Annotated in this window: 14 protein-coding genes; 4 read left to right on the top strand and 10 right to left on the bottom strand. The window is 57.2% G+C overall.

Going from position 1 to position 13,850, the window contains the following annotated elements; genetic code table 11:
* Positions 1–186 precede the first annotated feature (186 nt).
* Together AC3WS9_RS22130 and AC3WS9_RS22125 are read left to right on the top strand one after the other, a co-directional pair.
* Positions 187–429, top strand: a complete 243-nt coding sequence (locus AC3WS9_RS22130; protein WP_285148612.1) for a ribbon-helix-helix protein, CopG family — start codon at positions 187–189, stop codon at positions 427–429.
* Positions 430–432: 3 nt separating this feature from the next.
* Positions 433–804, top strand: a complete 372-nt coding sequence (locus AC3WS9_RS22125; RefSeq protein WP_492490268.1) for a type II toxin-antitoxin system VapC family toxin — start codon at positions 433–435, stop codon at positions 802–804.
* A gap of 39 nt (positions 805–843) precedes the next feature.
* Here AC3WS9_RS22125 and fdhE read toward each other — a convergent pair whose 3' ends face one another.
* The 4 genes from fdhE to fdnG are packed head-to-tail and all read right to left on the bottom strand — an operon-like array spanning position 844 to position 6,367.
* The gene (fdhE, locus tag AC3WS9_RS22120) at positions 844–1,773 is read right to left on the bottom strand and encodes a formate dehydrogenase accessory protein FdhE (protein ID WP_282492186.1); all 930 of its coding nucleotides are present in this window, start codon (positions 1,771–1,773) and stop codon (positions 844–846) included.
* Complete coding sequence (gene fdoI / locus AC3WS9_RS22115; protein ID WP_095284024.1) at positions 1,770–2,405, bottom strand: formate dehydrogenase cytochrome b556 subunit; 636 nt, start codon at positions 2,403–2,405, stop codon at positions 1,770–1,772. The genes fdhE and fdoI overlap by 4 nt, the downstream gene beginning before the upstream one ends.
* Positions 2,402–3,304, bottom strand: a complete 903-nt coding sequence (fdxH, locus tag AC3WS9_RS22110) for a formate dehydrogenase subunit beta (RefSeq protein WP_095284023.1) — start codon at positions 3,302–3,304, stop codon at positions 2,402–2,404. The genes fdoI and fdxH overlap by 4 nt, the downstream gene beginning before the upstream one ends.
* A gap of 12 nt (positions 3,305–3,316) precedes the next feature.
* Positions 3,317–6,367, bottom strand: coding sequence for a formate dehydrogenase-N subunit alpha (gene fdnG / locus AC3WS9_RS22105; RefSeq protein WP_324723237.1), 3,051 nt, complete (start codon positions 6,365–6,367; stop codon positions 3,317–3,319).
* A gap of 387 nt (positions 6,368–6,754) precedes the next feature.
* Between fdnG and fdhD the strand changes: the two genes are divergently transcribed.
* The gene (fdhD, locus tag AC3WS9_RS22100; protein WP_492490267.1) at positions 6,755–7,591 is read left to right on the top strand and encodes a formate dehydrogenase accessory sulfurtransferase FdhD; all 837 of its coding nucleotides are present in this window, start codon (positions 6,755–6,757) and stop codon (positions 7,589–7,591) included.
* A gap of 112 nt (positions 7,592–7,703) precedes the next feature.
* The gene (locus AC3WS9_RS22095; RefSeq protein WP_282492183.1) at positions 7,704–7,916 is read left to right on the top strand and encodes a YdgH/BhsA/McbA-like domain containing protein; all 213 of its coding nucleotides are present in this window, start codon (positions 7,704–7,706) and stop codon (positions 7,914–7,916) included.
* 44 nt (positions 7,917–7,960) lie between these two features.
* Here AC3WS9_RS22095 and AC3WS9_RS22090 read toward each other — a convergent pair whose 3' ends face one another.
* The 6 genes from AC3WS9_RS22090 to AC3WS9_RS22065 all read right to left on the bottom strand — a co-directional run bounded on the left by AC3WS9_RS22090 (position 7,961) and on the right by AC3WS9_RS22065 (position 13,775).
* Positions 7,961–9,643 (bottom strand): putative frv operon regulatory protein, encoded by a 1,683-nt coding sequence (locus tag AC3WS9_RS22090; RefSeq protein WP_492490266.1) that lies wholly within the window; start codon positions 9,641–9,643, stop codon positions 7,961–7,963.
* A gap of 9 nt (positions 9,644–9,652) precedes the next feature.
* Positions 9,653–10,714 (bottom strand): aminopeptidase, encoded by a 1,062-nt coding sequence (locus AC3WS9_RS22085; RefSeq protein WP_492490265.1) that lies wholly within the window; start codon positions 10,712–10,714, stop codon positions 9,653–9,655.
* Positions 10,704–12,149 (bottom strand): PTS fructose-like transporter subunit IIBC, encoded by a 1,446-nt coding sequence (locus tag AC3WS9_RS22080; RefSeq protein ID WP_285148602.1) that lies wholly within the window; start codon positions 12,147–12,149, stop codon positions 10,704–10,706. The genes AC3WS9_RS22085 and AC3WS9_RS22080 overlap by 11 nt, the downstream gene beginning before the upstream one ends.
* Positions 12,150–12,160: 11 nt before the next feature.
* Positions 12,161–12,607, bottom strand: coding sequence for a PTS fructose transporter subunit IIA (locus tag AC3WS9_RS22075; RefSeq protein WP_492490264.1), 447 nt, complete (start codon positions 12,605–12,607; stop codon positions 12,161–12,163).
* Between the two features lie 185 nt (positions 12,608–12,792).
* Positions 12,793–13,116 carry an AzlD domain-containing protein gene (locus AC3WS9_RS22070; protein WP_285148601.1) on the bottom strand — a complete coding sequence of 108 codons (324 nt, stop codon included), beginning with the start codon at positions 13,114–13,116 and terminating at the stop codon, positions 12,793–12,795.
* Positions 13,116–13,775, bottom strand: coding sequence for an AzlC family ABC transporter permease (locus tag AC3WS9_RS22065; RefSeq protein WP_285146463.1), 660 nt, complete (start codon positions 13,773–13,775; stop codon positions 13,116–13,118). Before AC3WS9_RS22065 ends, AC3WS9_RS22070 begins: the two co-directional genes overlap by 1 nt.
* Between the last annotated feature and the right edge of the window lie 75 nt (positions 13,776–13,850).

Genomic DNA, 13,850 nt, shown 5'->3' with positions numbered 1-13,850 from the left:
AATCTGTATGAATATACAGTTTTATAGCCTGGTTTCTGGCAGAAGAAAACGACGGATTTTGAGGGGATTGAAAATCTGGAAAGAGGCTCGCAAAAACGATCGCAGCTGCAAAATTGAGCTTTAAAACCCCATTTTCGATGTGTATTTTGTTTGCAAAATAACCACGATGATATACTGGGAGTATATATGAGCATAATGGCTGGAATGGATATGGGCAGAATACTCCTCGATTTGTCAGACGATGTCCTTCAGAGGCTTGATGATCTCAAGCAGCTGCGAAATAAGCCGCGCGCCGAATTGCTACGAGAAGCGGTAGAGCAGTATCTCGACAGGCAAAGTTCATCGGTGATTCGGGAGGCGTTAGGGTTATGGGGCGATAGCCAGGAAGATGGCCTTGAGTATGAGCGTAAGCTGCGTGAGGAGTGGTAAGGCATGGAGCGCATGGCGGTTTTCGATACCAATATTCTGATCGATCTCCTGAACAATAAGGTTGAGGCGGCGGATGCCATTGAAAATGGGGCGGCTCACCGAGCGATCAGTATGATCACCTGGATGGAGGTGATGGTCGGTGCACGAAAATATCATCAGGAAGCCAAAACCGCAGCGGTGCTGGGTGCGTTTGAAGTGATTGATGTCTCGCGGGATGTGGCGGAGCGGAGTGTCTTACTGCGTGCAGAGTTCGGGATGAAGTTACCGGATGCCATTATCCTGGCCAGCGCTCAAATCAGAAATTGCCAGCTGATCACGCGCAACACGAAAGATTTTGCCGGAATTAATGGAGTAGAAACGCCGTACGCTCTGTAGGCCGGGCAAGCAAGCGCTGCCCGGCACAATCACAGAAAACTACTCCCCTTCACCCGGGAACAGGAACGGGTTGATGGAGCTGCGGGCAAAACCCTCTTGCTCCATGCGCGCGTCCAGCACCAGCGTGGCGAGGTCGTCGGCGACGGCTTCCACTTTCGGGTCTTTTTCCTGATAGAGAATTTTCAGGTAAGTCCCGCAGTCGCCGCAGCTTTCCGCTTTGATGGCCGCATTCTCGTCTTCGAGAGACCAGTAGTTCAGATCGCGGGTCTGCTCGCAGTTGCTGCATTTGATGCGCACTACGTGCCACTCGGTTTCACACAGGTTGCAGTGCAGATAGCGCAAACCTTGCGTGGTGCCGATTTGCACCATGCTGGTGACCGGCATTGAGCCGCACACCGGGCAGAACTGGCGGGCTTCGCCGTATTCTGCGCGCGCTTTACCCGGAATCAGGCTCGCCATCTGCGCCCAGTAGAGCGACAGTGCGGCCCAGATAAACGGTGCTTTATCGCTGCTGACCAGGGAAAAATCAGAGGCAAACAGCGCGCTCGCCATCTCTTCCAGCTCGAGGTCGGAGGCTTTTTCCAGATTCTCGATTACCGCCAGCGCCGGGCCGCTCATCTCGGGCTTCAGCTCGGCAATCAGCGAGTGCAGCAGCTTCTGCCAGTGTTTGTCGCGCGGCAGGACGTGAATATCCAGCGGCGGCTTGCCCTGTTCATTGGCTTCTTTGATACGCGCGGTGAGATCCATTTGCAGCGGATGGTCGTACAGCACCACTTCCTGCGCATGGGCGATCAGCGCCGCAAAGCGCAGAAACTCACCGAGCGGATTGTTCTCTGCCAGCTCGCGCAGGCGTTCTGCGCGGCGGTTGTAGAGGTTCTTGAGTCTGGGGAATAACAGCGGCGGAATGTACTCCGCCGTGCGTTTCTCGCTCGAACCCAGCTCATCTTGCGGGATTATGCGAATACTCATTCAGATGACTTTTCCTGTTTCTGGCGGACCTCACGGTACCAGCGCGGGTGATGCTTCTTCGCCCACGTGCTGGTTACCCATCCTTCCACCATCGCGGTAATGGTGCCTTTCACCCAAAGGGCGGCGTAGATATGCACCATGATAACCACAATTAATGCTACTGCGGCAAATGAATGCAGCATCAGCGCAAACCGGATCACCGGGATTGAGAAAGCAGGCGCAAAATACGGACGCCAGATGATCACGCCGCTTGCCAGCAACAGGACCAGGAAGATAATCGCCGCCCAGAATACGCATTTCTGGCCGAAGTTATAACGCCCGGTATCACCCACTTCCTCGTTGACGACGATCTTACGAATATTCTTCGCCCAAAAGATATCATCCCGATTGATTAGGTTATGGTGCCAGTAGCGGAAAAACATGATGATAAACGAGGCAAACATGATCACGCCGACAAACGGGTGCAGAATGCGCGCCAGCTGCGGAGTACCCATGATTTGCATCAGCCAGTTGAAGGAGGGGAAGAAGAACCCCAGCCCGCTTATCGCCGCCAGCATGAAGCAGAAGGCGGTGACCCAGTGGTTGATACGTTCCGGCGCCGTGTAGCGCACGATGGTGTCACGTCTTTTCATTTGCGCACCTCGTCTTTCTCTTCATGCAGATTGTCGTCTTCCTCTTCCGCGCGGTTCGGACCGACGCCGACGTAGTGGAAGATACTGGCGGCAAAGGTCGCGGCAAAGCCAACGGCGGCCAGCGGTTTCCAGATACCTTTCCAGAATTTCACCGTAGCGCTGATTTCCGGATTCTCCGGCAGGCCGTGATACAGATTCGGCTTGTCGGCATGGTGCAGCACATACATCACGTGCGTACCGCCAACGCCCGCCGGGTCGTAGAGACCGGCATTGTCGTAACCACGGGTTTTCAGCTCGGACACGCGCTCGCCCGCCAGGGTTTTCATGTCCTCTTTGGAGCCAAAGTGGATAGCGCCCGTCGGACAGGTTTTCACGCAGGCCGGTTCCTGGCCGACGTTCACGCGGTCGACGCACAGCGTACATTTGTAGACGCGGTTGTCTTCCGGGTTCAGGCGCGGCACGTTGAACGGACAGCCCGCAATGCAGTAGCCGCAGCCGATGCACTGCTCAGACTGGAAGTCGACGATGCCATTGGCATACTGAATGATAGCCCCTTCTGACGGACACGCCTTCAGGCAGCCCGGATCGGCGCAGTGCATGCAGCCATCCTTGCGGATCAGCCACTCCAGTTTGTCGTTCTGTTCCACTTCCGAGAAACGCATCACCGTCCAGGACTTGGCGGTCAAATCGGCGGGGTTGTCGTACACCCCGACGTTATGACCGACTTCGTCACGGAGATCGTTCCACTCCGAGCACGCCACCTGACAGGCTTTACAGCCGATACAGGTGGTCACATCGATGAGTTTCGCCACTTCCTGCTGGTGGTCCCGCGCCTGCGGCGCGGGCGTGAGACCGTTAGTCGCGGAACGACGAATGATGTCTTGCGATTGATAAGCCATAAGTCGTCTCCGTTACACCTTTTCCACGTTCACAAGGAAGGCTTTGAACTCCGGCGTCTGCGTGTTCGCATCACCGACGAACGGCGTCAGGGTGTTAGCGATAAAGCCTTTCTTCGCCACGCCCTCGTAACCCCAGTGAATCGGGATGCCGATGGTATCCACCTCTTGCCCATGTACATTCAGGGTGCGAATACGTTTGGTCACCACCGCCTTGGCCTTGATGTAGCCACGGTTGGAGGAGACTTTCACCGTATCGCCGTGCGCGATGCCGAGCTTATTCGCCAGCTTCTCGCCGATCTCCACAAACTGTTCCGGCTGCGCGATGGCGTTAAGCAGCGCGTGTTTGGTCCAGTAGTGGAAGTGCTCGGTCAGACGGTACGTAGTGCCGACGTACGGGAACTTATCTTTTTTGCCCAGCGCTTCAAAATCGCCTTTGAAGATACGGGCAGCCGGGTTGGAGATCACGTTCGGGTGCAGCGGGTTGGTTCCCAGCGGCGTTTCAAACGGCTCGTAGTGTTCCGGGAACGGTCCTTCTGCCATTTTATCGATGGCAAACAGGCGGCCCATGCCTTCTGGCTGCATGATAAATGGCCCGACGTCGCTGCCCGGTGCGGCTGCGCTATAGTCCGGAATATCCACACCGCCCCATTTCGCGCCGTCCCATTTCAGGAGCTGACGCTTCGGATCCCAGGGTTTACCCTGCGGGTCAGCGGAAGCACGGTTATAGAGAATGCGGCGGTTCAGCGGCCACGCCCATGCCCAGCCCAGCGTATTGCCGAGGCCCGACGGATCGGCGTTATCGCGGTTCGCCATCTGGTTGCCTTTCGGCGTCCAGCTTCCGGCGAAAATCCAGCAGCCGCTGGCGGTTGAGCCGTCATCACGCAGATGCGCAAAGGTGCTCAGCTGATCGCCTTTCTTCGCCAGCACGGTGCCGGTAGCCGGATCAATCACATCCGCCAGCGCTTTACCGTTGCTCTCCATCGCCACCTCTTCAGGGGCTGGATTGTCAGGCGTCGAATAGTTCCAGGTCATGTTCAGAACCTGTTCCGGATTCGCCCCGCCCTCTGCCGCATACATCTTGCGCAGGCGCAGGAAGATACCGGCCAGGATCTCGCCGTCGTTCAGGGCGATGCCCGGGGCGTCCGCGCCTTTCCAGTGCCACTGCAGCCAGCGACCGGAGTTAACGATCGAGCCATTCTCTTCCGCGAAGCAGGTGGATGGCAGGCGGAACACTTCGGTCTGAATTTTCGACGGATCGACGTCGTTCGATTCGCCGTGGTTCTGCCAGAAGGTCGAGGTTTCGGTATTGAGCGGGTCAATCGTCACCAGGAATTTCAGTTTCGACAGGGACTCCACCACCTTGTTTTTATTCGGGAACGAGGCGACCGGGTTAAAGCCCTGGCACAGATAGCCGTTCACTTTGCCCTGGTGCATCATCTCGAAATACTGCAGAACGTCGTAACCCTTGTCCCACTTTGGCAGCCAGTCAAAGCCCCAGCTGTTTTCGGCTGTCGCTTTATCGCCGTAGAAGGCTTTCATCATCGAGACGAAGAATTTCGGGTAGTTGCCCCAGTAGTTGACCTGGCCTTCCAGCAGCGGTTTCGGCGTGTTGGCGGTCAGGTAGGTCTGGATGTCGGTCTGTTTTTCGCTCGGCAGCGTCATGTAGCCCGGCAGGCTCTGCGACAGCAGGCCGAGGTCCGTCAGGCCCTGAATGTTGGAGTGACCGCGCAGGGCGTTCACGCCGCCGCCTGCCATCCCCATATTGCCGAGCAGCAGCTGAACCATCGCCATGGTGCGGATGTTCTGCGCGCCAATGGAGTGCTGCGTCCAGCCCAGCGCGTAGAGGAACGACGCGGTTTTATCGTGGGCGCTGGTTTCGGCGATGTACTCGCAGACTTTCAGGAAGTCGGCTTTCGGCGTACCGCAGATGTTTTCGACCACCTCCGGCGTATAGCGGGAAACGTGCGTTTTCAGCAGGTTCCACACGCAGCGCGGGTGGGCGAGAGTGGTATCGCGTTTCGCAAAGCCGTTCTCGTCCAGCTCGTAGTTCCAGCTGGTTTTATCGTATTTGCGTTTTTGGGCGTCATAACCGCTGAACAGACCGTCTTCGAAGCCGTAATCCTCACGCACGATCAGGCTGGCGTTGGTGTAAGCCTCGGTATATTCACGGTTATATTTTTCGTTGGTCATCAGGTACAGCAGAACGCCTGACAGGAAAGTAATGTCAGTACCTGAACGAATAGGGGTGTAGAAATCCGCCACTGACGCCGTACGCGTGAAGCGAGGATCGATCACAATCAGTTTTGCGCCATTGTGGATTTTGGCTTCCATCGCCCAGCGGAACCCGACTGGATGCGCTTCTGCCGCGTTTCCACCCATCACGACGATGAGGTTAGCGTTTTTGATGTCGACCCAGTGGTTGGTCATCGCACCGCGACCAAATGTTGGAGCAAGACTTGCTACCGTTGGTCCGTGTCAGACACGCGCCTGGTTGTCGACCGCGAGCATACCGAGTGCGCGCGTAAATTTCTGGGTTAAATAACCGGTTTCGTTGCTGGATGCCGAAGCACAGAGCATGCCGGTGGAGAGCCAGCGGTTAACGGTGACGCCGTCGGCATTCTGCGCGACAAAGTTCGCATCACGGTCTTCTTTCATCAGTTTGGCGATACGGTCGAACGCCGTTTCCCAGCTGATTTGCTGCCATTTATCGGAGCCAGGGGCGCGATATTCGGGGAATTTCAGGCGGCTTTCGGAGTGGATGAAGTCCACCAGACCGGCCCCTTTCGGGCACAGCGCACCACGGTTGACCGGATGGTCCGGGTCACCTTCGATATGGAAGATGGAAGCTTTCGCGTTTTTCGCGCCGTCGCCGAGGCTATACATTAACAGCCCACAACCGACAGAGCAGTACGTACAGGTATTACGGGTTTCGCGGGTACGCAGCAGTTTGTACTGCCGCGTCTCCGCCAGCGCTACACCAGGGGCAAAGCCCAGCGCCGCTGCCGTTGTGCCTGCCATACCGCCAGCGCAGATCTTAAAGAACTGCCTTCTGCTGACCTGCATGGGTCACTCCTTTTTTTCGTTCCGACATTACTCGTTTTTTGTTTTTGCGCATGATTGCAAAGTAACCATAACGCTCAAAATTTGATGTATTCCCTCAATTCCACGAGGGATATGATTTGAGAATACCACAATGTCGGTAAGCCTGTTCCGGTGGGGTTAATACAAAGTGAACGTATTATCACTCTGATGATTATAAAGTGTGATATTGATCACATTTCGACCCTGGCTTGTTAAAGAGCTGTATCAGCGCTTCGGTTGTGCCACTCCCAAATGAGTAGGTAAACTTGATGAGTATGGCTGCCGAAAAGTTGATCCATACTATGCGCAAGGCCTGCGGTTTGTGATGCAATAGCAGGCTCACCTTTGTGGTTGCTCAGGAATACCGTTGTGTCAAAACAGAATCGTGATACCCATTCGTCTCCACTGCCCGTCGGCGTTGTGGAGCAGGTGGTACACAGACCCCCTCACATTACCCACGGCGTCCCCGATTTTCTGGCGGAAGAGGTGCCTGTGGCCCTGGTCTACAACGGTATCTCCCACGTGGTGATGATGGCCTCGCCGAAAGATCTCGAGCTGTTTGCGATCGGTTTTTCGCTCTCCGAGGGCATTATCGAGCGCCCGCAGGAGATCTACGGCATGGAGGTGGTGAAGGTCTGCAACGGCCTGGAAGTGCAAATCGAGCTCTCCAGCCGCCGCTTTATGGGCCTCAAAGAGCGCCGTCGCGCGCTGGCCGGACGCACCGGCTGCGGCGTGTGCGGCGTCGAGCAACTCAACGATATCGGCAAGCCGATTGTCCCGCTGCCGTTTACCCAGACTTTCAATCTCAAACACCTCGATCGCGCCCTTGAGCATCTCAACGACGTGCAGCCGATCGGCCAGCTGAGCGGCTGCACGCACGCGGCGGCGTGGGTTCTGCCATCGGGGGAAATTGCGGGTGGTCACGAAGATGTGGGCCGTCACGTTGCGCTGGATAAACTACTCGGACGTCGCGCCGGAGAAAGTGACGAGTGGCAGCAGGGCGCGGCGCTGGTCTCCAGCCGGGCGAGCTATGAGATGGTGCAAAAGGCGGCCATGTGCGGCGTTGAAATCTTGTTTGCCGTCTCGGCGGCGACCACCCTTGCGGTGGAAGTGGCCCAGCGCTGCAACCTGACGCTGGTGGGGTTCTGCAAGCCGGGGCGCGTCACCATTTACACCCACCCGCAGCGTTTAATTATCAATCAGTAAATTTGAAAGACTTTAGCAAATCCTTCCGCTTTTCGTTGTTGATGATGAGGCCTATTATTATCACATCAAGGCACAACGCCTTATCTAAACAACCAAATGAAGGATTTACATCATGAAAAACATCAAAACTTTTGTTGCAGTTATCGCTCTGGCCGCTTCTTTCGGTTCTTTCGCCGCTGATACCGTGACCGCCACCTCTTCTACCATCGATGGTGCAGAAGCGAAAATTGCCGCTCAGGCACAGCAGGCTGGCGCATCGTCCTACACCATTACCCAGGCATTCACCGGTAACCGTGTGCACATGACGGCTGAACTGAACAAATAAGCCATGCCGCCACTGTCCCCTGCTCTTCGGAGCAGGGACAGGTCTTAGCGCAGTAACGCCACAAACCCCTCGTAGTCTCTGATTTTCTCAATCGTCTCCGCCGAATGGCTGTTCAGCTGACTGGCCAGAAAGCTAAAAATTTTCAGCTCCTGCCGGTTCGCCGCGCTGGCGCAGGCCATTAGCAGATGTTGCACCTCTTCCCCGTTCACCAGAAGTCCGCGCTCAAGGGTGATGAAAAATCCGCGAAAGGGTTTTTGACGATCGCTCCAGCAGTGGGGGATGGCGATGCGGTTCACTATCAGGTTTTCCCCTTCCTGCTCGCGCTGGTAAATCCGCTGTGATTCTTCGGGCGTTAACCGCTTTTCGGCGCACAGCCGCGCCGCAATCGCCGCGACAATCTGCGCCCAACTTTCGCCTGCCGCGTTAGGGTAATGAAAATACCCCTCTGGCGGGAAAAAACGTTCCGGCTGCTGGCGAATAAACGCCGAAGCGAGGAAGTCTTTGATCTGATCGATACCGGCTGAAGTGATGATATTGCGGATAGTCAGGACGTGGCGCGGCCCGTTATCCAGCGTGTCATGCCCGTTGTTGATGATAAGCGCAGGCGTCAGCTCTTCGCAGATGGCATCAAGTTCGTCAGGCGTGCGCGCCACAATCACCCGGCAGTTCAGCACTTCACGCTCGATCGCCATTTTGTTGATAGCGGCGATGGCGTTCTGGTCGGCCAATAAAATCATTGGCGTCGATTCGTGCTGATGGCGCTCCAGCGCACAGGCGAAGTACAGCCCCGGAAGATCGCTGTCGATTAACGGAATATCCATCACCGTTCGCAGATGATTGATAAATTTCACGCTCATATCAAAGGCGGCAGGCCAGGCGGCTTTCAGGTGATTCATCGATCCCTGGCGATTTTCCGCCAGCCATTGCGGCATCGCCACGCAGCGTTTGAGATGGCCGGTCAGATCCTCAATCAGTTGCGCATCGACCACATGCGGCGAGCCCGCGCTGGAACTGGCGGCGAGTAGTTCCCTGACATACTCGGGAGTCATGCTCTCGGCCTGGTGCTGCAGATGATTGAGCCGCTCGCGCACTTTCTCTGGAATCGTCGGGCCGGGGCATTGTGGACATTCCCGCAGTGCGCAGGCCGCGAGGATCATGCTCACCCGATAGTCAGGGGAGATATTCGGCCAGTCCGTCTGCCGTCGACTCTGTTCCTGAAGTTGAGCGTAAGCGTCCGGCGTCATACCCGTGAGGGGATACACGAAGGGATCTTTGCGATAGACATTGGCGAGCAGGAGAAAACGTTTGTGTTCATCGACGTCGATGTAATGACCCGCACCGGGGCGACTCGCCAGGCTGAACGCCCGCTGGTGGCGGGTTTTCAGGCGGGGTAAACGCTCGGCGACCCAGCTGTCGGGCAAATTGAGCGCATCGGCCAGCTGCGCGCGGGAAATCACCGGGTGGATCAGCAGCAGGGCCAGCATCCGGTCATCATTATCATGACGCTGCAAAAACTGGAAATAGCTTTTTCGATCAACAATATCCAGCTGATACAGCGCGTTACCCGCCGTGCGGATGTGCGCCTTTCCGCTCAGGGTAAAGTTGAGATAATCAATATCCCGCAGAATGGTGCGCGCCGAAACGCCAGTCTGCCGCGCCAGCACGCTCAGGGACACGGGCTGTGATTCGATGGCATCGAGCAGGGAAAACTGGCGTTCATTCAACATGCTGCATCCTTAGCGAAACTGCGTAAACGCGGCGACGTGCTCCTCGTCGAGGGACATCAACAGCTCGTGCACAATGGTGAACGCCGCATCGTAATCCGTTGCCGAAATCATACCGCTATTGGCGTGCAGATAACGTGTCGGCAGGCAAAGTGCCACCACCGGACGGCCCCCGCCCATCACGTTATACCGCCCGCCGTCGGTCGCGCCGGTTTTCATGGTGCTAAATTGCAGCACGGCTTCCCGTTTTTCGGCGCTCGCTTTCAGCGCCGCCAGCAATTTCTGATTCGGGAAATAGCGTTTATCGAACAGCATCACTCCCGGCCCGTGACCGAGTTTGAGCGGATATTTCACCGCGTCGATGCCCGGCACGTCGCCCGCCACGGCGGTATCCAGCACAATCACCACATCCGGTTTAATCGTCTCGGCGGAAGTTTGCGCCCCGCGCAGACCCACCTCTTCTTCCACGCTCCCGACGCCGTACAGGGTGATATTCGGGTTATCAACGCACTGGAACAGCTCCGCCATCAGGGCACAGCCGACGCGGTTATCCAGCGCCTTGGCGACGATTTTGTCCTCGCCCCATTGGGCGAAATTGGCTTCCGGGCTGATAAAATCTCCCATCGCGATGCCACGTTTTGCGACCTCTTCGCGGCTGTTCGCGCCAATATCGACAAACATCTCGTCAAAGGTCATCGGCTGCTGCTTTTGTTTTTCACTTAGCGCATGGGGCGCGACTGAGCCGATCACGCCGGGGATTTTGCGTCCGCTGCGGGTGCGAATGGTCACGCGATGATTCAGCATCGACTGGCTCCACCAGCCGCCGATGGTATCGAAGCGGATAAAGCCCTCGTCGGTGATATGGGTGACCATCAACCCCACTTCGTCCATGTGCCCGACGATGGCGACTTTCGGGCCGCGCGAACCTTTGCGGGCAATAAAACTCCCCAGTCCGTCAAAGCGGATTTCATCGGCGTGCTTTTCCAGGGTGTGGATAAGCACATCGCGCACCTCCTGCTCATCCCCGCTGACCGCGCTGCAATCGCACAGGGTTTTCAGTAGCTCAATGTTCATGGGACATCTCCAGACGAGCGGCCTGACGCTTCAGCCACCAGCTTTTCAGTAAAATAATCAGCGAAACATTCAGCGCCAGGCCGATGGCCAGCACCAGATAGAAAGACCCCCCCGGAGACATCAGGCCGATCAGCGGGTCAAATACGCCCAGCCCCGGCGCCAGGCGCTGAATGCCAAACGAAATGGTCAGCATCCCCGCGATACCGCCGCTCAGGGTATTGGCGGTCAGCATCGGCAGCGGCGCGGCGAGGGCATAAGGAATCGCCGGTTCGGTGGCGACGGTCGCGCCCACCACAATCGCGCTGCTGGCCGCCGCTTTCTCCTGCGCGGTGAAGAGTTTCGGCGCAAGGTAGGTCGCAATCCCTGCCGCGACGGGCGGCATCAGGGCCACCACGCCGACGATGGCGTACCAGTCGTAGATATGTTTTTCCAGCAGGGAGAAACAGAAGAACCACGCGGTTTTGTTGACCGGGCCGCCCATATCAAAGGCCAGCATCGCGCCGACCAGGAAGGCCGCGCCGAGCTTCATTGACGGTGGAATGGTGTTGAGGAAATGCAGCAGGCCGCCCATCAGATCGGACATCAGCGGGCCAATCACGTAATACGTCAGCACACCAAACACCAGCAAAGTGAAAAAGGGGATCAGCATCGACCCGAGCAGCGGCTGCAGCGCCTTGCCCAGTTTCACCTTGCGGAACCACAGCACGAAATAACCGATCGCCAGCCCCAGCACCACCGCGCCGAGAAAACCCGCGCCGGACTGAGTGCCGAGCAGCCCTTTGTCGTTCGCCAGATAGCAGACCAAAAAGGCAGGGGCGAACGCCGGTTTATCGGCAATCGACAGGGCGATGTACGCGCCCATAATCGGGATCATAAAGGTGAATCCCAGATAACCGATGGACTCGATCACCCAGGTAAACGACGGGGTGCCCTTCGCCATATCCGTGTACGGCAGGCCAAACTGCACCAGCATATTGGCGAGGGCGACGAGAATACCGCCGCCAATCACAAACGGCAGGGCCGCCGACACGCCTGCCATCAGGTGGCTCATTACGCTGCCCTGCTGCACATCCTGTTTGCCCAGCTTTACGCTGCTATCGGCGGTGAAAAGCTGTGATTGCGTGGATAACTGTTCGAAAATGGCGTCAATATTTTTTAGCGCCTGGGAGATCGGGATTTGATACACCTGCTTACCCGCAAAGCGCGCGCGGTCGTCGGCGCTCAGGCCGCGACCGGTCGCCAGAATCACATAATCCGCGGCGTGAATGGCGGCGTCGCTCAGGTGATTCTCCACCCCGCTCGACCCCTGAGTTTCCACCTGAATGCTGTGGCCCAGATCGCGCGCTTTGCGCTCCAGCGCCTCGGCCACCATATAGGTGTGGGCAATGCCTGCCGGGCAGTTGGTGATCGCCACCAGGCGTAAGGATTTTTCCATGGGTAACCCCTCTATTGGCTGAGCGTCTGGTTGAGCAGCGCCAGAATCTGGTCGGCATCGCCCTGTTTGAGCTGGGCGATAAAATCGGCGTGGATAATTTTGCGGCACAGGCTGCCGATCACTTTCACCTGATCGTCCTCGCCCTCCTGCGGCACGCCGAGGCAGATCCAGCAGGTGACGGGCTCGTCATCGCTGGCTTTCCACTCCACGCCCGCCGTCTGGCGCGCGAAGAGGATAAAGGGCTGTTTGACGGTCGCGCTCTTGCCGTGCGGCACCGCGATGCAGGAGCCAAACCCGGTGGAATGCAGTTTTTCGCGCAGTAACAGCGTCTGCAAAAAGGCGCTGCGGTCGGTGATAAAACCGTTCTGAAAGGCCATGTCGGAGAGGGTTTTCAGCACCGAATAGGGGCTGTTGCCGTGAATATCGAGGTTAATGCAGCGGGAAGTCAGTAGAGCCATGGTGCCACTCCAGCAGAAAATGTCTGAAGCCATTGTACGAGGGCAAGGAGGGGGCTATGAGAGGGAATATGTCAGCGCGATGTGACAACAGAGCAGGGAATCAAAGGGGCGTTTTGTGGGCGAACCCACATTCTGTGGCGTGATCTTTCCCTGATGAATCTTTCATCATCAGGGAATGTGTTTTATCAATGGATACCGGCCACCCGCAGCAGCGCCGTCACTACCGCCGCGGAGATAATCACCAGGATCAGCGGAACTTTGCGCCAGGCCAGGAACACGGCAAAGGCCACGCCGAGCACGCGCGCCATACCGGCAAAATGGTCGCCTTCGTAGAAGGTCGTTGCCAGCGCCACGGAAAACAGCAGCACCGTTGCGGCATCTGAGAGCAACGCCTGCGAACGCTCGGACAGCGCCAGGCGGTTGCCGAGTTTCGCCCCGCCGAGGCGCATCAGATAGGTGCCCGCCGACAAAATCGCGATGCCGAGGATAAAGACCGTCATATTTCCCATTATTTCTTCCTCGCGGCGAGACCAAGCAATGACAACAACACCGGCAAACCGACCGGCGCGAACGGCACGGCGGCGAGCGACAGCGCCGCGCCGCTGCAGGCGCGAATCAGCGTGGTGCGGTTTTTAAACGCCGGAACCACTAACGCCAGCAAAATCGCCGGGAACACGGCGTCGAGACCGATGGTTTCCGGCGCGGGCAGCAGTTTGCCGACCATCGCCCCTAACAGCGTGCCGAGCGGCCAGACGATCGCCACGCCCATACCGCACAGCCAGTAGGCGGCTTTGCGCTGCTCGGGCGTTTTTTGTGACAGGCCAAACACCACGCTTTCGTCGTTCATGATGTGGCAGCCGAGGAAGCTCAGGCCGCGTTTTCCCACCAGTTCGCGCACCGTCACGCCGAACGGCACGTGGCGCGCATTGACCAGCAGACCCGCCGCCGCTGCCGCAAGGGGATTACCGCCGCTGGCAACGATGCCGATAAACATAAATTCTGACGCGCCCGCAAGGACGGTAATCGAGAGTAAAAACGGCACCCACACCGGGAAGCCGTAAGCCATCGCCAGCGAGCCGTAGGACATGCCGACCACGCCGACGGCAAGGCAAACCAGCACGATCGCTTTTATCGTGTCGCCTTTCAGGCAGGAGAGGGAGTTCTTCATACAATTTTAGCCATATCGAACGAGATTCCATTATAATGAACGCAACTATTTCGTTTTTCAAGATGAACGATTCGT

This window comes from Lelliottia sp. EB106-05-01-XG201 (assembly GCF_058791735.1).
This window is presented reverse-complemented; position numbering and strand designations above follow the sequence as displayed.

Coding starts and splice junctions, on each gene's coding strand:
- AC3WS9_RS22090 (WP_492490266.1), bottom strand. CDS start 9,643: ATGTTGAATGAACGCCAGTTTTCCCTGCTCGATGCCATCGAATCACAG.
- fdhE (WP_282492186.1), bottom strand. CDS start 1,773: ATGAGTATTCGCATAATCCCGCAAGATGAGCTGGGTTCGAGCGAGAAA.
- AC3WS9_RS22065 (WP_285146463.1), bottom strand. CDS start 13,775: ATGAAGAACTCCCTCTCCTGCCTGAAAGGCGACACGATAAAAGCGATC.
- fdxH (WP_095284023.1), bottom strand. CDS start 3,304: ATGGCTTATCAATCGCAAGACATCATTCGTCGTTCCGCGACTAACGGT.
- AC3WS9_RS22080 (WP_285148602.1), bottom strand. CDS start 12,149: ATGGAAAAATCCTTACGCCTGGTGGCGATCACCAACTGCCCGGCAGGC.
- AC3WS9_RS22125 (WP_492490268.1), top strand. CDS start 433: ATGGAGCGCATGGCGGTTTTCGATACCAATATTCTGATCGATCTCCTG.
- AC3WS9_RS22075 (WP_492490264.1), bottom strand. CDS start 12,607: ATGGCTCTACTGACTTCCCGCTGCATTAACCTCGATATTCACGGCAAC.
- AC3WS9_RS22130 (WP_285148612.1), top strand. CDS start 187: ATGAGCATAATGGCTGGAATGGATATGGGCAGAATACTCCTCGATTTG.
- fdoI (WP_095284024.1), bottom strand. CDS start 2,405: ATGAAAAGACGTGACACCATCGTGCGCTACACGGCGCCGGAACGTATC.
- AC3WS9_RS22085 (WP_492490265.1), bottom strand. CDS start 10,714: ATGAACATTGAGCTACTGAAAACCCTGTGCGATTGCAGCGCGGTCAGC.
- AC3WS9_RS22070 (WP_285148601.1), bottom strand. CDS start 13,116: ATGGGAAATATGACGGTCTTTATCCTCGGCATCGCGATTTTGTCGGCG.
- AC3WS9_RS22095 (WP_282492183.1), top strand. CDS start 7,704: ATGAAAAACATCAAAACTTTTGTTGCAGTTATCGCTCTGGCCGCTTCT.